At 29.9% G+C, this 24943-nt stretch carries 20 protein-coding genes, 1 pseudogene and 1 other annotated feature; of the genes and pseudogenes, 18 read left to right on the forward strand and 3 right to left on the reverse strand.

Going from position 1 to position 24943, the window contains the following annotated elements; genetic code table 11:
* Window positions 1–270 precede the first annotated feature (270 nt).
* Window positions 271–1398, forward strand: coding sequence for an aminopeptidase (locus Q0649_RS00050; RefSeq protein ID WP_298835981.1), 1128 nt, complete (start codon window positions 271–273; stop codon window positions 1396–1398).
* A gap of 43 nt (window positions 1399–1441) precedes the next feature.
* On the forward strand, window positions 1442–2530 hold the full coding sequence (locus tag Q0649_RS00055) for a lactonase family protein (RefSeq protein ID WP_298835983.1): 1089 nt from the start codon (window positions 1442–1444) through the stop codon (window positions 2528–2530).
* Window positions 2531–2631: 101 nt separating this feature from the next.
* On the opposite strand, the gene ilvA is transcribed toward Q0649_RS00055, so the two are convergent.
* The gene (ilvA, locus tag Q0649_RS00060; RefSeq protein WP_298835985.1) at window positions 2632–3876 is read right to left on the reverse strand and encodes a threonine ammonia-lyase; all 1245 of its coding nucleotides are present in this window, start codon (window positions 3874–3876) and stop codon (window positions 2632–2634) included.
* A 65-nt stretch (window positions 3877–3941) separates the two neighbouring features.
* Window positions 3942–4175, reverse strand: a binding site (T-box leader).
* 239 nt (window positions 4176–4414) lie between these two features.
* On the opposite strand from ilvA, the gene Q0649_RS00065 reads away from it, so the two are divergent.
* The 15 genes and pseudogenes from Q0649_RS00065 to Q0649_RS00135 all read left to right on the forward strand — a co-directional run bounded on the left by Q0649_RS00065 (window position 4415) and on the right by Q0649_RS00135 (window position 20291).
* Window positions 4415–5932 (forward strand): InlB B-repeat-containing protein, encoded by a 1518-nt coding sequence (locus Q0649_RS00065; protein ID WP_298835987.1) that lies wholly within the window; start codon window positions 4415–4417, stop codon window positions 5930–5932.
* A gap of 197 nt (window positions 5933–6129) precedes the next feature.
* Window positions 6130–6675, forward strand: coding sequence for a L,D-transpeptidase (locus Q0649_RS00070; RefSeq protein WP_298835989.1), 546 nt, complete (start codon window positions 6130–6132; stop codon window positions 6673–6675).
* Window positions 6676–6910: 235 nt separating this feature from the next.
* Entirely contained in the window at window positions 6911–8050 is a 1140-nt protein-coding gene (locus Q0649_RS00075) for a cell wall metabolism sensor histidine kinase WalK (RefSeq protein WP_298835991.1), read from the forward strand.
* 87 nt (window positions 8051–8137) lie between these two features.
* Complete coding sequence (locus tag Q0649_RS00080; protein ID WP_298835993.1) at window positions 8138–8278, forward strand: hypothetical protein; 141 nt, start codon at window positions 8138–8140, stop codon at window positions 8276–8278.
* A gap of 133 nt (window positions 8279–8411) precedes the next feature.
* Window positions 8412–8825, forward strand: a complete 414-nt coding sequence (locus tag Q0649_RS00085; RefSeq protein ID WP_298835995.1) for an EVE domain-containing protein — start codon at window positions 8412–8414, stop codon at window positions 8823–8825.
* Window positions 8826–8934: 109 nt separating this feature from the next.
* Window positions 8935–9342: a hypothetical protein gene (locus tag Q0649_RS00090; protein ID WP_298835996.1), complete on the forward strand. Its 408-nt coding sequence runs from the start codon at window positions 8935–8937 to the stop codon at window positions 9340–9342.
* A gap of 193 nt (window positions 9343–9535) precedes the next feature.
* Window positions 9536–10078, forward strand: a pseudogene (locus tag Q0649_RS00095) (glutathione peroxidase); the annotation flags it as partial.
* Window positions 10079–10396: 318 nt separating this feature from the next.
* Window positions 10397–11182, forward strand: coding sequence for an HAD family hydrolase (locus Q0649_RS00100; RefSeq protein WP_298835998.1), 786 nt, complete (start codon window positions 10397–10399; stop codon window positions 11180–11182).
* Window positions 11183–11349: 167 nt separating this feature from the next.
* Window positions 11350–12513, forward strand: a complete 1164-nt coding sequence (locus tag Q0649_RS00105) for an SAM-dependent methyltransferase (RefSeq protein WP_298836000.1) — start codon at window positions 11350–11352, stop codon at window positions 12511–12513.
* A gap of 57 nt (window positions 12514–12570) precedes the next feature.
* Window positions 12571–13374: a pyruvate, water dikinase regulatory protein gene (locus Q0649_RS00110; RefSeq protein ID WP_298836002.1), complete on the forward strand. Its 804-nt coding sequence runs from the start codon at window positions 12571–12573 to the stop codon at window positions 13372–13374.
* A 143-nt stretch (window positions 13375–13517) separates the two neighbouring features.
* Complete coding sequence (locus Q0649_RS00115; protein WP_298836004.1) at window positions 13518–14465, forward strand: L-lactate dehydrogenase; 948 nt, start codon at window positions 13518–13520, stop codon at window positions 14463–14465.
* Window positions 14466–15013: 548 nt separating this feature from the next.
* Complete coding sequence (locus Q0649_RS00120; RefSeq protein WP_298836006.1) at window positions 15014–16627, forward strand: mannitol dehydrogenase family protein; 1614 nt, start codon at window positions 15014–15016, stop codon at window positions 16625–16627.
* A gap of 101 nt (window positions 16628–16728) precedes the next feature.
* Window positions 16729–18243 (forward strand): MFS transporter, encoded by a 1515-nt coding sequence (locus tag Q0649_RS00125; RefSeq protein WP_298836011.1) that lies wholly within the window; start codon window positions 16729–16731, stop codon window positions 18241–18243.
* A 185-nt stretch (window positions 18244–18428) separates the two neighbouring features.
* Entirely contained in the window at window positions 18429–19202 is a 774-nt protein-coding gene (gene sigG / locus Q0649_RS00130) for an RNA polymerase sporulation sigma factor SigG (protein ID WP_298836013.1), read from the forward strand.
* A gap of 129 nt (window positions 19203–19331) precedes the next feature.
* Window positions 19332–20291 carry a 2-hydroxyacid dehydrogenase gene (locus Q0649_RS00135; RefSeq protein WP_298836015.1) on the forward strand — a complete coding sequence of 320 codons (960 nt, stop codon included), beginning with the start codon at window positions 19332–19334 and terminating at the stop codon, window positions 20289–20291.
* 57 nt (window positions 20292–20348) lie between these two features.
* Here the strand turns inward: Q0649_RS00135 and Q0649_RS00140 are convergent, their stop codons facing one another.
* Together Q0649_RS00140 and Q0649_RS00145 are read right to left on the reverse strand one after the other, a co-directional pair.
* Window positions 20349–20525: a hypothetical protein gene (locus Q0649_RS00140; RefSeq protein ID WP_298836017.1), complete on the reverse strand. Its 177-nt coding sequence runs from the start codon at window positions 20523–20525 to the stop codon at window positions 20349–20351.
* A gap of 160 nt (window positions 20526–20685) precedes the next feature.
* On the reverse strand, window positions 20686–22548 hold the full coding sequence (locus Q0649_RS00145) for a glycoside hydrolase family 20 zincin-like fold domain-containing protein (protein ID WP_298836019.1): 1863 nt from the start codon (window positions 22546–22548) through the stop codon (window positions 20686–20688).
* Between the two features lie 498 nt (window positions 22549–23046).
* Here Q0649_RS00145 and Q0649_RS00150 point away from each other — a divergent pair, with 498 nt between their 5' ends.
* Window positions 23047–24519: an amino acid permease gene (locus Q0649_RS00150; RefSeq protein ID WP_298836021.1), complete on the forward strand. Its 1473-nt coding sequence runs from the start codon at window positions 23047–23049 to the stop codon at window positions 24517–24519.
* Window positions 24520–24943 lie beyond the last annotated feature (424 nt).

The raw sequence follows: 24943 nt of genomic DNA on the forward strand, positions 1-24943 counted from the left end.
ATGCGCCGATGGTACTGCAGGGGTAACCTTGTGGAAGAGTAGGTTGTCGCCAGGTAATAAAAAAAACACTAAGTTTATCTTAGTGTTTTTTTGCGTTGAAAAATAATAATAGTATCTGTTAATTACTTATAAATGTCTAGAGAATGATAACGAAAAGTATATGATTATAGTACAAAATATAGTAATATGTTTTATAGGAGCATTATGGATTTAAAATAAAATATCAATAAAATTGCAATCTAATGTAATAACTGGAAGGAGAAATTATAAATGGCTGATCAAAGACTTAATAAACTTGCAAGGTTACTAGTAAATTATTCAACTAAAGTTAAACCCGGTGATTTTGTATTTGTATCCTGTGATGAGGTAGCAAGACCTTGGATGGTAGAGGTAGTGAAGGAGGCAATTAAGGCAGGCGCACATGTAGAAACTCAACTTACATCTACAGAGGTATCAGAAGTACAACTTAAATATAGCAGTGAAGATCAATTGCTTTCGGAAAATGTTATTTTTAAAACAATGCTTGAAAAGGCAGATGTATGGATTTCTGCTTGGGCAAGTAGAAACACAAAGGGATTTTCAGGAATTGATGCAGTTAAACTTAAAATATCATCTAAAGGTGCAGCAAGTTGGAGAAAAATATATTCACGAAAGATGGGTGATGGTTCTTTAAGATGGTGTGGTACACAATTTCCTACTTATGCTGATGCCCAGGAAGCTTCAATGAGTTTTAGTGATTATGAGGATTTTGTTTATGGAGCAGGTTTACTTGATGCTAAAGATCCTGAATTAGAATGGAAAAGAATAAGCGCAGAGCAAGATAGATGGATTAGTTACCTTGATACAAAAAAAGGATTACACTTTATATCAAAGGGGACAGACATCAAAGTAAATGTATCAGGTAGGAAATGGATAAACTGCGATGGTAAAGTGAATTTCCCAGACGGAGAAATATTTACATCGCCTGTAGATGATGGTGTGGATGGAGTAATTACATTTAGTTTCCCAGGAATATATATGGGTAAAGAAATTAAAGGAATAGTTTTAGAGGTTGAAAAAGGAAAGGTAATTAATGCAACAGCATCAAAAGGTGAAGACTTGCTTAAGGCACTTCTTGAAACTGATGAAGGAGCATGTAGATTTGGGGAGGTAGCTATAGGGACCAATTATGGTATTAAGGATTTTACAAGAAATATGTTGTTTGATGAAAAGATAGGTGGAACAGTGCACATGGCTATTGGTGACTCAATGCCAGAAGCGGGTGGAATTAACAAATCTATTATTCATTGGGATATGCTTTGTGATATGAGAAACGGTGGGAAGATTTTTGCAGATGGTGAATTGTTTTATGAAAATGGAATATTTATTGAAGACATATTAAAAAAGTATAAATTATAAAGTAATAATAGGGTGTATATGTAATTTTATTAGGAGATGTATAATGGATATTTTGCAAAAAAAGTATATAGCTTATGTTGGAACCTACACTAGTAATGGAAGTCAGGGTATATATTCATATAATCTTGATATAAAATCAGGACGTTTAGAACAAATAGGTGTATCTTGTAAAGTTGATAATCCAAGTTATTTGAATATTAGTCTTGATAATAAATTTTTATATACAGTTTTGGAGAATGAAGTTTTTAATGGTGAAGTTGGTGGGGCTGTTGCGGCTTTTGGCATTAATCCAAAAACTGGTGAAACAAAGTTGCTAAATATTGAGGGTACTAAAGGTAAGGACCCTTGTAATGTTTGTATTGATCGTGAGAATAAATATGTTTTCGTAGCTAATTATAATGAAGGAACTGTGTCAATGTTTTCAGTTAATGAGGATGGAAGGCTTGGTTCTTTATTAACAATTGTGGAACATGAAGGAGCAGGACCAAATAAAATAAGACAAACAGAACCTCATGTGCATTATGTAACGTTAACTCCTGAAGGAAAATATTTATGTGTTGTAGATCTTGGAATAGATAGTGTCGAATTTTATGAGGTTGATAGAAAACATGGTAGTTTGATTATTAACGATAAATTATCATTAAAAATGACACCAGGTAGTGGTCCAAGGCATATGGAATTTCATCCGAGTGGTCAAACAGCTTATATTATTACGGAACTTAGTTGTGAAGTTGTAGTAGCAAGATATAACGTAGAGAAGCAAATTTTTGATATAATACAGAGCATTTCAACGTTACCTAAAGGATATGTAGGTGAAAATATTTGTGGAGCTATTCATATTTCACCAGATGGTAATTATCTTTATGCATCTAATAGGGGAGATGATAGTTTAGCTATTTTTAAAATAGAAAGTACATCAGGCAGATTAAAATTAGTTGGACATACATCAACATATGGAGAGTGCCCTAGAGATTTTGCAATTGATCCTACAGGTAAGTTTATGTTTGTTTCAAATCAGGATTCCAATATAATTGTAACTTTTAAAATTGATTCGAATTCGGGAAAATTGGAAGTTCTACCTGGAGATATTAAAGTATCAAGCCCTGTTTGTATAAAGGTTATAAGTTTATAAATTAAAGGTAAAGTAGGTATGAGATATATACTACATCACATTATAAGGTAATATAAGGAATAGAGATGGCAATTGCTATCTCTATTTTAAAATACAATAAATTAATATATTTTATTAACTTTATATCCTTCTTTACCTAATGCACTTATAATAGCATCAACATGATTATGACCATTTGTTTCTACAGTAATTTCAAGTTGAACTTGCATAAAACGGTCATTAGTTTTAAATTGATTATGGTCTAATTTAACTACATTAGCATTTGCGTTGGCTAGGATAGTTGAAACTTTGACTAATTCTCCAGGAATATCTGACATTTCCAAACTAAAGCAGAACAATCTTCCCCTTGAAACTAAACCTTTATCTATCATTGAGGATATTGTAACAACATCGATATTACCACCGCTTAAAACGCAAGCAACCTTTTTCCCTCTTTCTTTTATTTTCTTAAGTCCTGCAAATGACAAGGCACCAGAAGCTTCCGCAATAAGTTTATGCTTTTCGAGTAGCAGAAGAAATGATTCCATAATATCAAAGTCTGAAACTGTTACAATTTCATCTACGTAATTTCTGATAATCTCAAAAGCTAGGTCTCCGGGTTTTTTTACAGCCACACCATCAGCTATGGTACAAACTGTTTCAAGGTTTACGACTTTTTTACAGTCAATAGAATCCTTCATTGCTTTTGCACCCTCAGGTTCTACCCCTATTATCTTAATATTTGGTTTCAAGGCTTTTGCTGCAAGTGCAATTCCTGCAATTAATCCACCCCCACCAATAGGCACAAGAATACAATCAATATCATCAATTTCCTCAATAATTTCACAAGCTATGGTACCTTGTCCGTACATTACAGTTAAATCATCAAAGGGGTGTACAAAAACATAATTATGTTCTTTTTCTAATTTTTTTGCTTCTGCATTAGCATCATCGTAACAATCTCCAATTAAAATTACGTTTGCACCATAGCTTTTTGTAGCCTCGACCTTGATTAGGGGGGTTGTTTTAGGCATTACAATAGTAGATTTAATACCTAGCTTTTGGGCTGAATATGCAACTCCTTGTGCATGGTTACCAGCAGATGAGGCAATGACTCCTCTTTTTCTTTCTGATGGTGTTAAGCTACAGAGTTTATTATAGGCTCCGCGAAGTTTAAACGCACCAGTAATTTGTAGATTTTCGGGCTTAATATAAACGGAATTTCCAGATTCATTACTAAATACATCACTGTATATAAGTCCTGTTTTTAAAGTAACACCTTTTAAATTTGTCTGTGATTTTTGAATTTCTAAAAGATGATGTTCTAATGTCTGATTTGATAATGATTCTAAAGCTGATTTTTGCATATATAAACCTCCTATAGTTTTAGTTATATTATTGCTAAATAAAAACACTCGTCCTTGGAAATAAATCCAAGGACGAGTGTTAATCGCGGTACCACCTTAATTGTATCTTAAAAAAAGACACCTCTCTTTTCGGTTCGTTAAAACCTAAGTCTTTTATCGAGACTAACCGGCTTCTCCTACTTTGTTCGGAAAGGCAGCTCAAGAGTGATTTGTAACTTCAACTTAGTATCGATTCTCAGCAGACATCGACTCTCTGTACCTTAAGTCTATAAAATTATACTCTCCATCAACGCATTAACAATATACTTAATTTAAAAAGAATCTTAACATTAAAAGCAAATAATGTCAATAAAAAAGAAATATTCTGTGATTTGAATAAGTGGCAGAGTATTAGAATCAATATAATATGAGTAATGATTAAATTAATTTACAATTTATACTGAAATAAAATAAATAATTGGATTTTAAAGGAATTTACTATAAGCGCATAGAATATAATAAGAGCTATAATATATTAATACCGTAGGAGGAAAATTACTTGAAAAAAGTTCTAATTATTACAGTATCTTTGATATTTTTATTTTTAAATATTCCTGTAACTGCAAGTGCAATAGAAAACACAACATTATCATCAATATCAAAAGAAACGGTTTCAAATGCTGAGGGTAAGAAAGCAGATACAATAAAACCAGTTGTAGAAAATAAGGATACTGAGGCTGAGAAAGTAAATAAATTAGATAATGTATACTTCAACTCAAATGGGGGCTTGAATCTACCAGTCCAGTCAGTTGCGTATAATGGTAAAGTAATTGTACCGCAAAATCCAACTAAGGAAGGATACGCATTTGGAGGATGGTACAAAGATAATAATACATTTGTAAATCTATTTGATTTTACAAATACGTTAATAACAGAAGATACAACACTGTTTGCAAAGTGGACAATAAATAAATATATAGTTTCATTTTACAGTCAAGGAGGAAGCTCAGAAAGTAATATAAGCGGTGATTATAACGGTGTTATAAAGCAGCCTAAATCACCAATAAAAACAGGTTATACATTTGGTGGTTGGTACAAAGAATCTAATTGTACGAATGTATGGAACTTTACAACTTGTAAAGTGACATATAATACATCGCTATATGCAAAATGGATACTTATTTTGCCACCGACTACTCCTGCAAATGTTAAAACTACTGTAATTAGTTCTACAAGTATTAAACTTACATGGAATGCTGCAAAAGGTACAAATGGATATCAAGTATATAGAGCGACTTCTAGTAAAGGAGTTTATATTCTATTAACAAAAACACCATATTTGTACTATACAAATTCAGGCTTAGTAACAGGCAAAGTATATTATTATAAAATAAGGTCATACCGGTCTATAGGAAAAACTATATTATATAGTAAGTGGACTGCATTAACTTCTAGAATGACGTCAAGTATTGTATTTAATAGTTTAGTACAACCTAATCCAGTATATGGGGAATATGCAGGATTAAAAGTCGAAATTAAAGATGAGACTAATAGTCGTTATTTAATTAGAAAATCTAATGGTTCTCAGTTATGGGTGGCTTGTAGCAGAGTAGCTATAGCAAAGAATCCGGCTACTAACACAAAATATTTAACTAAAAAGCAAATTGAAACTTATGTGAATATTACAAGTACTTTTGTTAGCAAGACTAAATATTTTACTTGGGTTGATTTGAATAGGCAAAGAGTTAATGTATTTACAGGATCAGCAAAGCACTGGAGATTAGTAAAATCATATTCATGTGCAACAGGTAACAATATAACACCTTCAAAGAGGGGATTATTTACAATTAAGGATAAGGGAGCTTCATTCGTTGCAGGTCGCGGTACGATAGTAAAATATTGGACAAGATATAGTGGAAACTACATGTTACATTCAATAATTCTAACTACGAGGGGAGCTGTTTGTGATTCGACAATAGGGAAAAGAGTTTCTCATGGGTGTATTCGGATACCACTAGACATGGCTAAATGGTACTATAATACAATATCTAAAGGATCATTAATATGGGTAAATTAAAGAGATAATATGGATTATTTAATGATTGATAATAATAAAAAACTTATTTTAATTATATAAGAATTTGTTACATATGCCAGAGGCATTTGTAGCAAATTTTTTATTATTTGTAATTTTATTATTTGTAATTTTACATTTTAGTAGCAATTAAATTATAAAAGAATATACTGTTACAAAATGTATTAAATTATTAAAAAGTGGGGGTAGTTGAAAGAAATCAGCTTACTCAGGTAAAAGTGGATCAAAGCAATCATATATTAGTTGGGAATAAGGTTATTAAAATAAATACGAAAAAATCTGTGAATAGGGTTGTAGCTTCAAACAATGCATTAGAAAAAGTTATAAACAGTAAGAATATTCGGAGTGCTAGTAGTTATTTCATATGGATTGATATATATCACCAAAAGGTAAATATATTTAAGGGGTCTAATAAGAAATGGCATCTTATTACATCAATGGTTTGTTCTACGGGTAAAGCAAGCACACCTACAATAAAAGGTAATTTCACTGTAGGAATAAAAGGTAAATATTTTATATCATCTGGAGGTGATAGGTGTAAATACTATACTCAAATAAGAGGTAATTATTTATTTCATAGTGTATTATATGATAGAAATGGAAACTACATTATAGATAATACACTTGGAGTTCGAGTATCTCATGGGTGTGTAAGGTTATCTTTAAAAAACGCTAAATTTATATATGATTATATTCCAGCTAAAACTTTTATTTGGAGCAATTAGTGTTATAAAAAACAAAAAGTTTTATAATAACAATTAATCAATATAAATTATAAGTTAAAGCCTTTTTATTAAATTGGCTTTAATTTTATAATTTAGATAAAGTAAACATAAACATACTAAAATGTAACTTAATATGGTAATATGGTATTATAGCACAAGTTTATTTTAAATAATTATCGTCAAAACTAGTACAGTGTTATGATTTAATCATTAATACTAATGGAGGATTATGAACATGAAAAACGTATCTAGGGCAGAAAAACTAATTATTGAAAGTAATGAGATTAAATCTCATGATATAGAAGAAATAGATCATAGTGCAGAGTTAATTATTGCAAATAAGGAACTAGCTTATCAAAGTGAGGAGAAAGCAGAAAGGGCAGCAGAACTTGTTATTGCAAATAAGGAACTAGCTTATCAGAATGAGGAAAAAGCGGATAGAGCTGCAGAGCTTGTAATTGCAAATAAAGAACTCATTTTTCAAAATGAGGAAAAAGAAAAAAGGGCAGCAGAGCTAATTATTGCTAATAAAGAGCTTACCTTTCAAAATAGAGAGAAAGAAAAAAGGGCAGCTGAGTTAATCATTGCAAATAAAGCACAGGGAGAATTTCTTGTTAACATATCACATGAACTTAAAACACCATTAAATGTTATTTTTTCAACAGCTCAGCTGTTTGATATGTATTGTAAGAGAGGCTCACTAGATCAAAAAAAAGACAAAATTATTACATATATAGAGTCAATTAAGCAAAACTCATATAGATTGTCTAAACTTATTAATAACATAGTAGATTTATCAAAAATTGAAGCAGGATTCTTTAAATTGAATTTATCAAATAGTAATATAGTAGCAGTTGTAGAAGAAATAGTGATGTCTGTAACTACATTGACTGATAGTAAAGGTTTAAATATTATTTTTGATACAGATATAGAAGAAAAAATTATTGCTTGTGACACAGAAAAAATAGAGAGAATAGTATTAAATCTTATATCAAATGCTATAAAATTCACAGACAAAGGTGATGAAATATTTGTAGTTATTAAGGATGGTAAGGAATTCGTTGAAATATCAGTTGAAGATAATGGTATAGGAATTGAAGAAAAGTATTTAGACATTATATTTGATAGATTTAAGCAGGTAGATAAATCTCTTTCAAGAAATACGGAAGGGACTGGAGTTGGATTAAGTTTGGTTAAGTCTATTGTAGAATTGCATGGCGGAAGTATATATGCCCAGAGTGAATTTGGAAAAGGAAGTAAGTTTACAGTATTGCTACCGGCTACAAAGATATCTCATGAAAGTAAATTGTATAATAGCAATGTGAGAAGTGAAAATGAAAATATACTAGTAGAGTTATCAGATATTTATTCATAACATTCCACAAAAGTAAATTAATACTACCATAAATTACAATTTATGGTATAATGGGTTGAGCAAGAGCAGCTTAGTAGGAGGAACTTGATGAAATTACTTTGTAAATGTGGTAATGTTGAAGACATAAGAAATGATAAGAAAATTGAAAGTTACGAATTTAAAACCCGTAATGATACTACTCTAATTCTAGTTTGTAAGAAATGTAATGAAGTAGTGTTTATAAATTAGAGAAAAAGTTAATGATGCTCTGGGGTATATCCTCGGAGCTTATTTTTAACTAATATACAAATGTTAAAAAGTGTTTTTGAGGTTAAAAATAAGAGCCATTATTATACATTAAAAAATAATAGGAGATGTTAGTATGAATTATTGGTGGATAAATGCGAATCCTCATGATGATAAAAATCCTTGGAGTTGGGTCCAGAGTATAGGTATAGGTCAGACGCAACAATGGAACTCACTAAATGAACAAGGCGGTACTAGAAAATATTTTTCAAAGGTAAAAGTAGGAGACTTGGTTATTGGATATAACTCAGGAAAACAGAGAGAACTTGTTGCACTAGGTAAAATAACAGAAGAAAGACATTCAAACAAAGAGGGGATACAGGTAATTGATATAATAAAAATTAAAGACATACAGTTTCCAATAAGCATTGAGGAAGTAAAACAAAATGATATTCTTAAAGACAAGTTTTCAAATGGCATTAAAGTTCGAGGCACTATTATATCTTTAACTAGAGAACAATATGATGAATTAGTAAAAATGATAGTGTAAAAATATTTTTGTATTAATTTTGTAAAATTTAAAGCACTCAGAAATGAGTGCTATTTTACTTGTCATAAAGTTCTGAGTTATCACATAAAAATAGTTGAGGTGATTATACATGTTTAGAACTATTGTATGTAGAAATTGTGATAATAACAAAGTAACTATCGAAAAAGTTAGGCAGCAATTATTTATAAGATGCTCAAAATGTGGGAGTATTATATTGTACGCGATACATTTAGAATGTTGGAATGAAAATGTTATTAATACATATAAGATTAGAATTAATAGTGGAAATGATAGGGTAATAGAGGCAGAAAAAATTACTAGAAATATTGATAATGAGGAGAATAGAGTTTTAGAGCAAAAGGGAATAGTGATTCGATTTATGTATATAAAAGAATATCAATACATAAGGCAACTTGAGGAGGATGAATACCTGGAAATATGTTATTTAAATTCACAAATATCGAGTGAAAACCTGGATTTTAAAGAAAAAGAATATATGAAGACAAATAAATGCTAACAACTATTGATTAATAATAATTATCTGATATAATAAATTTAAGAAGAAATAAATGCTAAAATATAATAAGTTAATTATAATATTTATGAAATTTATGAAATTTATGAAATTTGAATTAAATGAAATATAAGAATTAAAACATATGGTTTAATGTTTGGTATAAATATATTCATATAAAATGGAGGGATAGCATATGTCAATTTATGATTTTAAAGCAATTACAATCGATGGTGAGGAGGTATCTCTAGAGCAGTATAGGGGGAAGGTACTTGTTATTGTTAACACAGCAAGTAAATGTGGATTTACACCACAGTACGAGGGATTAGAGAAGCTTTATAAAGAATACAAGGACAAGGAGTTTGAAATATTAGGTTTCCCAAGTAATCAATTTGCTGGGCAAGAACCGGGTGAAAACCTTGAGATACAAAATTTTTGCAAAAGAAACTACGGAATAAGTTTTCAATTGTTTGAGAAGGGGGATGTAAGGGGGGTGAATACACTTCCACTTTTCAAATATCTTACTGAAAAAACAACTTTCAAAGGTTTTGATTTAAATCATCCTATTGGGAAAAAACTTAATGATATGTTTAATGGAAAGTTTACCGAATTTATGGAGGATAGTTCAATAAAATGGAATTTTACAAAATTTCTTATTGATAGGGATGGTAATATAGTTAACAGATATGAACCTACAACTGAACCAGTAGATATGTCATCAGATATTGAAAAACTGATAGCAGAATCTAAGGTAAAATATACTCACAGTGTGGACAAACTTGAAAATGGTGTAGGGACTAAAAAGATGTACATTGGGGAAAATGATGAAGAGGTTTTAAACTGTGAAGGAGGCCCTTGCAATTTTGTATATAAAGAAAATATTGATTAGGTAATTATATTTAATGTATTCTGATGTGAATTAAGTATGAATGAAATAATAAGAAATATACCATTCCTTATTTTATCTTAAATGTTGGACAAGTTGTAATTGATGTTTTATTATATAGTTAGAATACAAAATATTTTATAAAATAAGCACTAAAGAGGAGAATAAAACATGAAAAAAGTAATATTTTTTGATATAGATGGTACATTAATTGATTGTACAAGAGGCATTACAGAAATGACTCCGAGGGTTAAAAAATCTATTAAAAAATTACAAACTGACGGTAATTATATCTTTATTGCAACAGGTAGACCTTATGCATTCATAAGCGAAGAACTGTTAAAATTTGGGTTTGATGGTTTTGTGTTTACTAATGGAGCACAAGTAGTAGTTAAAGAAGAATTAATTTATAAACAAGAAATTAATAAAGAGGTTGTAAACGAAATAATAAAGAATTTTGAAAAATTTAATATTGAGTATATATTGGAAGGTGAAAAATATTCATATATGAAGAGCGAGTTTCAAGAGCTATATGCATATTATGATAGTTTTGATATATCAAGGAAGTACATAAAGATTGAGTATGATATAAGAAATATTAATATTTATAAAATGGAGATGTTGTGCAAAAGTAAAGAAGCAGAAGAATATTGTCTATCATTAAAGGAGAATGGATTTGATTGTAATCATAATATATCAAGTAACATTTTTGAAGTTTATTCTAGTAGGGAAACAAAAGCATCTGGAATAATGAGAGCACTCAATCATTTAAATATTCCAATAGAAAATAGTTATTCATTTGGGGATGGTATAAATGATATAGAAATGCTAGAAGTTGTTGGATGTGGTATTGCTATGGGAAATGCAAGTGAAAAAGTTAAAGGTCACGCTAAAAAGGTAACAGATGATGTTGTACGTGATGGGATAGCGGTAGGAATAGAAAAATTTATAAACTAAACTGATTTATGTATTAGTATGATTATAAAATCCAAACACATCCTCTTGTAGAGATTGCGCTTGGATTTTTTTTGAGTAATAGGAAATTTAAAGTGTTAGTATTAATTAACTTGGTATATAATGAAGTTATTAGATAGAAAATCGGTTAATTATGAGGAGCGCTTAAGATGGAAGAATTAAAGAAAGCAATTGATGAAATAGTTAAGCAAGATATTATAAAGGCAGTTATTAGCAATAAAACCAATAAGGATGTAGAGTATAATAAAATAACATTTGTATTAAAAGAGGATGATTTAAAACAATATTACCAAATAGAAAAAACGACTGATAAGCAAGTTTTTCATGAAAATATTAATATTGATATTTTAGGAGAAAAACTTTTGGAATATGTACAAGAAAAATATAAACAAGTTGATGCTTGGTTAGGTACTACAACTTTTGATTTAAAAATATCTAAAAAAGGTAAGATTCATTTAGGAAAGAAAAAAAGTGATAATGAAAGGCTTACAAGTAAAAGTCATAATAAAGAAAAAAATTATATTCTTAAAGAGGGTATGATAATCGAGCCTCTTATAGATTTAGGTGTTTTCACAAAAGAAGGTAAGGTTGTTAATTCAAAATATGATAAGTATAAGCAAATAAATAGGTTTGTTGAAGTTATTGATGACGAAATTAAAAACAACGAGTATAAAGAACTTACTATAATAGATTTTGGATGTGGAAAGTCTTATTTAACATTTATATTATATTATTATTTTGTAGAAATTAAAAAAATTAATGTAAAAATGATAGGCCTTGATCTTAAATCGGATGTAATTGAAAAATGTAATGATATAGCTAAAAGATATAATTATGAAAATTTGAGGTTCGAATTAGGTGATATAAATGGCTTTAAATATGAAAATAAGGTTGATATGGTAATTACATTACATGCATGTGATACGGCTACTGATTATGCACTGCACAATGCAATAAAGTGGAATAGTGGAATGATTTTCTCTGTTCCTTGCTGTCAACATGAATTTAATAGCCAAATTAAAACAGAATCTTTATCAATATTAACAAAATATGGAATAGTGAAGGAAAGAGTTAGCGCACTTATGACAGATGCGCTAAGGGCAAATCTTCTTGAGTGCTCTGGATATAAAACACAACTTTTAGAATTTATAGATATAGACCATTCACCTAAAAACATATTGATTAGAGCAATCAAAGCTAAAATACCTTTGGAGATAAAAGAAAAAGCTCTGTCTGAGGTTAATGATTTAATGACTTCATTTAATTTAAAACCAACATTATATGATCTATTAAAAAAGGATAATTTAATATAATTATCATAATAATAGTTTAAGAAGAATAACCAAATTAGGAAGGTGGATGATGTAAAGGTGTTAACAATATATGCAGTATCTGATTCTATAGGAGAAACAGCAGAACTTGTAGCAAAATCAGTAGAAAGTCAGTTTCCGGGTAGCATTATAATAAAAAGAGTACCATATATTAAAACAGCTGAAGATGTTAATAAATTTATTAGTAAAATAGAGGATAATTCGAAAGCAATGGTTATTTCGACTATTATTATGGTAGATGTAAAAGAATTCTTAGTTCAAAGATGTGTAGAAAAAGGTATATTTATATCAAATGTCTTAGGCCCAGTAATAGGACTTGCAGCTAAGTTATTAAACAAACAGCCAGAATATATTCCCGGAGCAATATGGAATATGGATAAGGATTATTATAAAAGAATAGAAGCTATGGAGTTTGCTATACAGTTTGATGACAGTCGTGATTATAATGGAATAAAATTGGCAGACGTAGTTCTTATTGGTGTCTCAAGAACTTCAAAAACTCCATTATGTATGTATTTAGCTAATAAGGGAATAAAGGCTATAAATATACCTTTGGTGCCTGAAGTTCCTGTCCCAGAAGAATTATATAATATTCCAGGACGAAAGGTTATAGGACTTACAATAAATCCTTTTGAACTTATTGAAATTAGAAAACATAGGATGGATAAATTTAGTGGACTTAATTCTAGTTTCCAATATTCCAATGATGCAAGAATATTAGATGAGTTAGATTTTGCTGAAAAAATAATGAAAAAGACAAGGTGTTTAATAATTGATGTTACAAAAAGAGCTATAGAAGACACTGCTTTAATTATTATGAAAAGCATAGGAAGTACTAAATAGCTAAAAAAATTTGTATTCCAATCAATAAAATAGAATAATTTAAAGTAACCATACAGTGGATAAATATTTATCTATTAGGTTAATTACAGTTGATATTTATTATTAATTAGTATATAATATTAATAAAGAAAGGAAGTCTTCGTATGAGAACAAAAGGAAATAAAATATCTATTATTGGGGCTGGATTTGTAGGATCAACTACAGCATTTGCTCTAATGGGTAGTGGACTTGTAACTGAAATTGTAATGGTAGATATTAATAAAGACAAAGCTGAAGGAGAGGCAATGGATTTATCACATGGTGTTTCCTTTGTTAGACCAATAGAGATAACTTCTGGCGAATATTCAGATACAAAAGATTCAGATATAGTAATTATTACAGCAGGAGTCGGTCAAAAACCTGGACAGACAAGGCTTGATTGTATGAATAAAAATTTAAAAATATTTCAAAGCATAGTCCCAGATGTTGTAAAATTCAGTCCTAATTCTATATTATTGGTAGTATCAAACCCAGTGGATATATTGACTTATATAACTTATAAGTTATCAGGATTTCCAAGTAATAGAGTAATTGGTTCTGGTACAGTTCTTGATACATCAAGATTTAAATATCTACTTAGTAAACATTTTGAAATTGATGCAAGAAATATTCATACTTATATAATGGGTGAACACGGTGACTCAGAAATTGCAGCTTGGAGTATAACTAGTATTGCAGGTATGAATGTCGATGAGTACTGTGCTACTTGTCCTAAAAAATGTAATGGAGAGCTTAAGTATGATATATATAAAGAAGTAAAGGAAGTAGCTTATACTATTATCCAAAAGAAGGGCGCAACTTATTATGCTGTTGCTCTGGCGATAAAAAGAATAGTTGAAGCAATATTAAGTAATGAAAACTCTATTCTTACAGTATCATCTTTGTTAAAGGGTGAATATGGAATTGAAGACATTTATATGGGAGTGCCAACAGTTGTAGGTAGAGATGGAGTAAAAAAAGTATTAGAGGTTACACTTAATGAGGAAGAGAAGAAAGAACTTTTTGAATCTTCAAAGGTTCTCAAGGAAGCTATAACGGATTCAAAAATATAATATTAAATGTAAAATAAAACCTGACATTTAATGAAATATGCCATGTAGATATCATCTTAAAAAAAGAGATATTTGCATGGCGTTATTTTTTTCGAATTTTTATACATAATGTTAATTCGAATTTTTATACATAATGTTAATTTGTGTGTTTATGTATTATAAAATTGGGAAATTATTAGTCGAATAAAATAAAATGAAAATAACTATTGAATTTATAAAAAAATATGATATAATTCAAATATAGACTAACTGACATACAAGTATATTAGAATGGTAGAAATACAAATATTAATAGAAAGTTATGTTCATACAACAATAATTGATTAAAGGAACATTGTTCAAACTTTTTCAAGTAGAATCAGGTTGTCTTTAAGTATATTTATTGTAAAAGCGATAATCTCATAAATTAAGAAAATTATTTTTTTAATAAATGTGTAAACGGTACCTATACTGGGTTGAACGTGATATGTAAAAAATAGTAAAACGAAACAAAGACAGTTTTTGTTATAACAATATAAAATTAATGAAAAGAGAGGATGATAGTAAAAATGAAACAAATAAGATTAGAGTTAAGTAAGGAAAGTATAAAGCAAAATGAAGTCTGGGAAAAAGCAGGCATAGAACTTCCAAAATTCGATTTTGATAAAATGGCATCTTTAACTAGTGATAATCCTACATGGGTACATTTTGGAGCAGGAAATATATTTCGTGGATTTATTGCGGCATTGCAACAAACATTATTAAATAGTGGCACTGCAGATACAGGTATTGTGGCAGTGGAGGGTTATGATTATGAAATCATAGACAAGATTTATACTCCTTATGATAATTTAAGTTTGCTTGTAACTATGAAGCCTGATGGTAGTTTAGATAAAAAAGTTATTGGAAGTATTGGAGAAAGCTTAGCATGTGATTATTCAAGAGAAGATGAATGGAAACGCCTACAAGCAATATTTATAAAACCATCTTTAAGTATGGTAAGCTTCACGATAACTGAAAAAGGTTATAGTTTAAAAAATATATCCGAGGAAGACGTAGAAGATGGAGTAAAACATCCAAGGAGCGTTATAGCTAAAGTTGCGTCATTAATGTATGAAAGATATAAAACTTTAGAATTACCAATAGCACTTGTAAGCATGGATAATTGTTCACACAATGGAGAAAAACTTTATAACGCAATAAATTCAATTGTAGAGAGATGGACTAACAATGGGTTGGTTGAGAAAGGCTTTCTAAAGTATATCAATAATCCAGATAAAGTATCATTTCCATGGAGTATGATAGACAAAATTACACCAAGACCATCTGATAGTGTTAAAAAAACATTGAATTTATCTGGGTTCGATAGTACCGATATAGTAATTACAAAAGGTAATACATATATTGCACCTTTTATTAATGCAGAAGGACCACAATATCTTGTAATAGAAGATAGTTTTCCAAATGGACGTATGTCACTTGAAAAGTCTGGAGTATTTTTTACTGATAGAGAAACTGTGGAAAGAGTGGAAAAAATGAAGGTATGTACTTGCTTAAACCCACTTCACACTGCTCTTGCAATTTTCGGATGTTTACTTGGATTTAACCTTATTGCAGATGAAATGAAGGATCCTACATTAAAGAAGCTAGTGGAGAATATTGGCTATATAGAAGGGATGCCGGTAGTTGTTGATCCTAAAATATTTAATCCGAAAGATTTCATTAAGGAAGTAATTGAAGTAAGACTTCCAAATCCATATATACCAGATACACCACAAAGAATAGTATCAGATACTTCTCAAAAAATTGGTATAAGATTTGGCGAAACAATTAAGTCTTATATGCAAAGAGAAGATTTAGACCCAAAAGATCTTAAATATATTCCTCTTGCTATTGCAGGATGGTGTAGGTATTTAATGTCAATAGATGATAATGGAGAGAAAATGGAGTTAAGCCCAGATCCATTATTAACTACGCTTACACCATGTGTTTCAGATATTAAGCTAAATAGTGGAGAAAAAGTAGGCGATAAATTAAAAACAATACTTTCTAATGAAGAAATATTTGGAGTGAATCTTTATAATATAGGACTTGGAGAAAAAGTAGAAAATTATTTTAATGAAATGATTATGGGTACTGGGGCTGTAAGGTCAACGCTTGAAAAATATGTAGATTGTAATTAAAAAAATTAATTGAAAGTAAACGCTTTGATTGAAAATTACTGGTATAAAGTGAGAAGCTTAATTATTAAACATACATTAACTAATGAAAAGAGGTATATAACATGTCAAAAAAAGTAAGAAATATTACTATCCCTGTAGGGCTTGGTTATGGATTAATTGACTTAATGGGTGGAGGAGCCTTCACGATTATTGGAGCTTTTTTACTTTTCTTCTACACAACGTTTGCGGGGTTGTCACCTCTTGAGGGAGCTTCAATTATTGCTATTGCACGTCTTGTAGATGCAGTTGTTAGTTTAAGTATTGGAAGTATAACAGATAACTTTTATAAAACAAAACTAGGACAGAAATTTGGAAGACGTCGTTTCTTCTTACTAATTGGATCTCCTTTAATGGCAGTTTATGCACTGCTTTGGGTAACAGGCCAAGGCTACTGGTATTATTTGATATCTTATTTATTATTTGAAATGATTGCTGCCATGGTATTAATACCATTTGAAACATTACCATCTGAGATGACAAAGGATTTTAATAAGAGAACTATACTTTCAACATGTAGAATGTTTGTTTCCGCAACTGGTACTTTTTTAGCTACATTTGTGCCTGGACAATTAATTAAACATTTTGGGCAAGATAATTCATATGCATATTTTATAAATGGATGTTTCTTTGCTATAGTCTTTGCTGTATGTATATTTACCTCATATAAGGTAACATGGGAAAGAGAACTTTCACCTGAAATGGAAAAGGAGTTATTGAACAAAACAAAAGCTGAGCATAAAACTTTTACCCAACATATGCAAACTATTGCTCAGGTTGCTAAAGATTACACATCTACATTAAAAATTAGAAGTTTTAGAAAACATTTAGCTATCTATATATTCTCTTTTACTGCGAAAGACATATTTAATGCAGTGTTTATATTCTTCTGTGTTTATGATTTGAAAGTTACTGCTACAGTTGCCGCAAATTTACTTTCACTTAGTGTTGTTGGTATACCTATTACTATTTGTGCAGGATTTTTAATGATTAAAATTGGACCATCTAATTTATTTAAAATATCTTATTCAATAATGATCGTATGTTTAATAGGTTTTTATGCTGTATATAAAATAGATCCATCATCTAAAATTGCTGTTTTATTCGTAATTGCAGGTATTTATCAAGTAGGTAGAAGTATACTTGAATTTACACCATGGAATGTATTCCCATTTATTCCGGATGTTGATGAAATGGTATTTAGACAAAGACGAGAAGGACTTTTCGCTGCAGTTATGACTTTTACTAGAAAGAGTAGTGTAGCTCTTGCTACATTTGTTGTTGGTCTTATACTAGAGTATGGTGGATTTGTTAAAGGAAGAACAATTCAACCACCAGCAGTAATGCAAACAATTGCAAATACTATGGTTATTGGAGCTATTAGTTTACTTATTATTGCTCTACTCTTTACTTTCACATTCCATCTTAATAAACAAACTCATCTTATATTAACTAAAGAAATAGAACGATTAAAAAATAATGGTTCAAAACTTGATGTTGATCCAAAGACAAAAGAAGTTGTTGAAGATCTTACAGGATATAAATATGAAGATGTTTGGCAAGAAGTTAGTATGGATTAATTAAGAAATATAATATTTTAGTTTTTTATAGTATACAAGACAAGTCTATATCAAAGGATTATTGATATAGACTTGTTTTTATTTGCATTTAAAAGAATAATAAAATATTATAGCTTGTCTTTAGTATAATAAAATATCATAAGGACATAATTTAAGTCAAACACTCTGAAAGGAATGGTGACCTTATGATATTTAATCAAGTAGAAATATGTGGGGTAAATGTTTTAAAACTACCTGTATTGGAAGAAAAACAAATACAGGAGTTATTATTTAGAATACAAAATGGAGAGTATGAATGTAGAGAAAAGTTTATTGAAGGAAATCTTAAATTAGTGCTAAGCGTGATACAGTATTTCAGCAACAGAGGTGAAAATGTAGAAAATTTATTTCATGTAGGTTGCATTGGATTAATGAAGTCCATTGATAATTTTGATTTAAGTAAAAGTGGTAAATTTTCAACATATGCAGTCCCAATGATAATTGAAGAAATAAGAGGTTACTTAAAACATAACAATTCGCTAAGAACAAGTAAATATTTAAAAGATATTGCATATAAAGCATTACAAGTTAGGGAGCGATTGGTAGCACAAGACAATAAAGAACCTTCTGTATCTAAAATAGCAAAAGAACTTGAATTAACTAAAGAAGAATTGGTATTTGCTTTAGATACTATTCAAGAGCCTATTGCGTTAATTGAACCAATTTATCATCAGGATGTGGATGAAATTTACGAAGTAGATCAAAAACAAGATACTAAAAATTTAGAAGAGTGTTGGTCTAAGAATGTATCAATTAACGAGGGAATGAAAAAATTAAATGTTAGGGAGAAATTAATCGTAAATTTAAGGTTCTTCAATGGGAAAAGTCAAATGGAGGTAGCAAGTGAAATAGGAATAGCTAAAGAACAGGTGTCTATGATAGAAAAAAATGCATTAAAACATTTGAGAAGGTATGTATAGGGTTTTCTTTGAAAGTCCTATTTTTAATGATTCATTTTATATAAATGCTTTATTTTTTAAGAAAACAGTAGTAATATTAGTTATAATAGTAGTTTCACTATAAAAATTTATACTTTAGGGGGTACATATATGGTAAATACAGTTTTCTTAAATTTAGCAAAACTTAACTTTGATAATAAACTAGACTTTTCGTCTATAGCCCAATTAAGTACTTTTACAAAATATGATGTAAATATTGATGAAAAAATTTTAGAACGAGTTAAAGATCAAACTATAATAATTACAAAGGAATTACCTTTGAGTGGAAAATTAATATCAAATTTTCCATCTTCTGTTAAACTTATTTGTGAAGCTGGGACAGGTTATAATAATATTGATATTGAGGCTGCAAGAAAAAAAGGTATTACAGTTTGTAATGTTCCTAGTTATAGCACACAAGCGGTAGCAAATCTAGTGATCACCTATATATTAAATTTTAGTTCTTCATTAATACAGCAACAAATTATGATTAGAGAAAAAAACTTTGATAATTTTAATAAATATTTACAATTACCACATTTTGAACTTCAAAACAAAACACTTGGGGTCATTGGTGGTTATGGCGCTATTGGTAGTGAGGTTATAAAAATTGCATTGGCAATAGGAATGAATATCCTTATATCTAGTAGAACAGAGAAACCATGTGAAAACCCAAATGTACATTTTGTTTCACTTGAAGATTTATTGAAACAAAGTGATTTTGTATCGATTAATTGTCCTTTAAACGTAAATACATTACATCTTATTGATAAGGATAAAATTAAACTAATGAAATCATCTGCGTTTATAATAAACACATCAAGGGGAGCAATAATAAAGGAAACTGATTTAATAAAATCTCTGCAAAATGGAGAGATTGCTGGTGCTGCGCTAGATGTTCAGGATCCAGAACCACCACAAATTAACAATCCATTGTTTGATATGGAAAATGTTATTTTAACTCCTCATATAGGGTGGAGGCGTTTTGAGTCGAGGCAAAGGCTAATAGAACTTATGGCTGGGAATATAGAGTCATTTATAAAAGGTAAACCAATTAATGTTGTAAATTAAAAATGATATATAAAAGCTGACATCGTTTTTCTACGATGTCAGCTTTATTTTTATAGATTAATGAAAATTGTTTTCTTTTATAATGTCATTTGTTACAAACTCTTCTAACACGCTCATTATTTGTCCTTTGCTCAAGGTGTTATACCAATCCATTCTTTCAACGCAAGTTGAATCCATCATATCTTTATTGTAAAAATTCTCACCTTTTTTAATCCTTATAAATATCTGCTTCATTGTTATCCTCCTACTAAAATAATTAATTTATTATGGATACATAGTTACTGTTATTAAAATTCTTCTAATTTCAACTATGCCCATTTTAAGATAACTTATTCTTAGTTAGGATAATAAAACAATAAAATTATTTGAAATTTTATATTAGAAATGAAATTTATTAACGAGCTAGGGGCCTTATACTTCTTAAATATTTACATGTGAAGGCTATAATATCTCTAATTCTGTATAATTCACTTTCTTTATTTCGTGTTCTCCATATCTTAGTAAAATCGTAGAACCACACTTCAAGATTTTCAGCAAGATCCCTTGGCGTGAATACTGTATTTATTTCATTCATGCCTTTTTCAGTCTTTAGTAAGTTTAAGAAGAAACTATCTACCAGCTGTATTGCCCTTGCTGATACAATAAATTCTTGCAAATCAAATGTGTTTGTACGTACCTTGTTAGATAATCTAGTGAACTTATCTTCTATTTCACAAGCAAGGTTATATCCTTCTAAAATCTTTTTCCAATCAAGATTACCAAAACTCTTTTTAATAGCTGAATCATTCTTGAAATTTTCTTTCCATTCAACTAGTTCATACCATCCTACAACTTGATTCTTGGATAATTGATTAAGTAGCGACACAAGTTTAAGAGAGTCATCGCCATATTCTATTATAGATAAGGCTTTATATACATTTTCAAAGTCTTTTTCTCCTTCTGGATTCCATGATAAAGAGGCTCCGTATGCCATTCCAGGAATTGAAGTACTTAAAAAATTTATATGACCAAAGTCACCCCAGTCAGTATTTAAAACACCAGTTGCACCATATTTTACACCGTAGGCTACCATTCTTTTTATGTTTTCAAAACCTTTATCAACTTTATTAACTAGCTGGTTCCAACCCCATACACCTGGGCATACGTATTGCTCCAAACCTGATTCAGTTATTGCTTTTGTTCCATCTTCTTTGGCATTTTCATTGTAATCCCAATTAAGGCAAATGGCATCTTTACTTATATTACTTAAAAGTTCTGGATGATGTAAAATAACATCCCCCCAAAACATAACTCGCTTGCCTTTTTTCTTTACTATATCTATTACTTTGTTCAAAAATTCAACGTATAACATTCCAACTCCAACCTTATCAGCACGTGCCTTGCTTTTTCCCTTACCTAATTCAAAAGTTTCATCACAACATATATTGAATGTGTTTGAACTAAATAGAGGCATATATTGTAGGAGCATTTTTTCAACAAGTTTGATGCTACCTTCGTTAGTGGCATCAAGTGTGTGTGAATTCATTCTATGCTCAAAGGAATACTCTCCTCCCTCACTGTTCTCTAGCTCACAAAGATCATTGAATGATTTTGATCTAAGTACCTCGTACATGTGACCAAATGTAGATAATGAAGGAATTAATTCAACATGCCTTTTGTTGCAATATTGGTCTAGTATTAAAATTTCCTCAGATGTTAGTGGATCTTTGTCCATCCAAATTTCACTCATTCCCTTAAATGCAAAAGTATGCTCTATATATAGTTGTAACTGATTTATTTTATAAAAAGAAGCCCTGTCAACTAGTTCCATAAGCATTTTAAGTGTTGGTACTTTACCTCTTGTAACATCATGATAGAATCCACGATTAGCAAAGTATGGTTCATCATCAATTTTAAGTTTTGGGAGTAAAGCTCCATTTTGTCTTATAATTTGTCTTAATGTTTGTACCCCATAAAATATTCCTATGGAATTAGCACCACATATTTCGATTCGGGTACCATCAATACTTAAGCTATATGCCTCTTTTGGTCCTGATGTTTTTTTAAAAGTAATTATAACTTTATTGCTATTACAGTCAAAAGACTTATTTATTAATAAATTGAAGCCTAATTGCTGTCTAATTTCTTCTTGTAATAAAATAGCAGTATTTAGGTCATCAAAACTACATTGGTAATCTAAAACTATTTCTGTATCTCTTTTAAGTTGTAAGGTACCTTCCTTTATATCTAAATGTTTTGGACTTGGTATTAAAAACATAGTGTACACCCCTAAATTTTGTTTGATTATAATTTGGTTATTAGTTCTAAATGCACAGTAATCTCAACTTTTTAGTTGTAATTATAGAGGAAAATATTTACTGAAAAAGCACTCTTTTATAATAGTTTTGGTATAAATTCAAAACAAAAAGATGCTAATAAAATGAACAAAAAATATTCGAATTAAATGTGTATCTATTACTTTACGTTATACCATATTGGACAAAAAATCAATAGACTTAAAGAGAATAATAAAATTATAGAAATACCTATTATAATGAGGGTTAATAATTAAATTATTTGCTTGTATTATATGGAAATAAAATATTAGAATTCTAATTAAATATATTAATGATAATTTTATTTATTGCTAATAACTATAGTAATGGTGTAAAATAGACTGAATGATGTTAGCTTTGTAATTATTAAAAGAGCGAAACTGCTTACTTCGTTGAATAATATTTAAGGATTAGATAGCAATAAATAAAGGGAGTTTATAATGAGTGAATTGAACACAAATGAATCAAACAAAAATGAATTAAAAAGAGGATTAAAAGCTCGTCATCTTCATATGATTGCTATTGGTGGAGCAATAGGAACTGGACTATTTTTGGCTTCAGGTGGGACAGTAAGTCAAGCAGGTCCTGGTGGAGCACTAGTAGCATATACAGTGATAGGGATAATGGTATATTTCTTAATGACGGGTTTAGGTGAGATGGCTACGTTTATGCCAGTTACTGGTTCTTTTGAAACCTATGCATCGAGATTCGTTGATCCAGCATTAGGATTTGCGTTAGGCTGGAATTATTGGTATAACTGGGCAATTACCGTTGCTGTTGAAATGGTAGCAGGAGCTATGATTATGAAATATTGGTTTCCAGGGGTGCCGGCACTTGTTTGGAGTATTTCTTTTCTACTATTATTATTCGGTTTAAATATGCTTTCAGCTAAGGCTTATGGAGAATCAGAGTTTTGGTTTGCAAGTATCAAAGTTGTAGCAGTTCTAGTGTTTCTAGCAGTAGGCGTTGCAATGATTTTCGGAATAATTGGGGGACACCATATTGGTCTTTCAAACTTTACGTTTTTAGATCCTAAAAGTGGAGCCAAAGGACCATTCCCATTTGGATTTAAAGGAATATTAATGGTTTTCTTAATTGCAGGGTTCTCTTTTCAAGGGACAGAACTTGTAGGCATTGCTGCTGGCGAAAGTGAAGATCCAGAAAAAAATGTACCTAAAGCAATTAATAGTGTATTTTGGAGAATTATAATATTTTATTTAGGGGCAATATTTATTATTAGTGCATTGATACCTTTTACGCAAGCTGGAGTTACGACAAGCTCTTTTACCACTATTTTTGAAAGAGCAGGTATTGCTGGAGCTGCAAGTATAATGAATGCTGTAGTTTTAACATCAGTTCTTTCTTGTGGTAATTCGGGGATGTATGCGGCTAGCCGTATGTTATACGCAATGTCGCGTGAAGGAAGAGCACCAAGGGCTCTTTCTAAAGTAAATTCTCGCGGAGTTCCTATAAATGCCTTATTACTTACTACATTGGTAGCTTCTGCATCTTTTTTAGTAGGATTATATGCGCAAGAAACAGTATATATGTGGTTAGTTGCAGCTTCCGGACTCGCTGGATTTATTGCATGGGTAGGAATTGCAGTATGTCACTATCGTTTTAGAAAAGCATTTGTAGCTCAAGGTAGAGATATGAGCTTATTAAAATATAAAGCCAAATTTTTCCCCTTTGGACCAATTCTTGCACTAGTGTTATGTGTTATTGTTATATTAGGACAAGGTGTAACTTATTTTACAGCTAATTCAATTGATTGGAAAAATGTTATTGCATCTTATATCGGATTACCTTTATTCTTAGTTTTATGGATAGGATATAAGGTGAAATATAAAACTAAAATTGTAAATCTAAAAGAAGCTAGTTTTAGTACAGAGCCAATACATAAAGAAAAATAATTTAAAATTAGAATGTAGATTAGCAAAAGGTTGCAATGATAATTCATTGCAACCTTTTGCTATTAATTGGAGTATAAGTTAGATTAGCGATGAGATAATCAAACAATGTTTAAAACATTAATAATATTGCGAATATTTTAATTATTTTACCATGCGTATCCGAATGAGGAATATTGAAGTATTTAGACCTATATGTAGAAATATGGTGCTAATCATATTAGAATCTATTTATTATAAAGGTGACTTTATATATATATGATAGAATATTCCTTGTCGTCACATAGAAGTGGCACATTAAGCTAACTGTTAATTAGAGTTTAGATAAAAACTTAATTAAAAGAAGTAGTTGACAAAACAAGAAATACCTAGTAAAATAGTAGAAGTCGTCACATGATGACAAAGCAAATTGGTCTTTGAAAATTAA

Source organism: uncultured Clostridium sp., assembly GCF_937920395.1.
Taxonomy (GTDB): Bacteria; Bacillota; Clostridia; order Clostridiales; family Clostridiaceae; genus Clostridium_AD.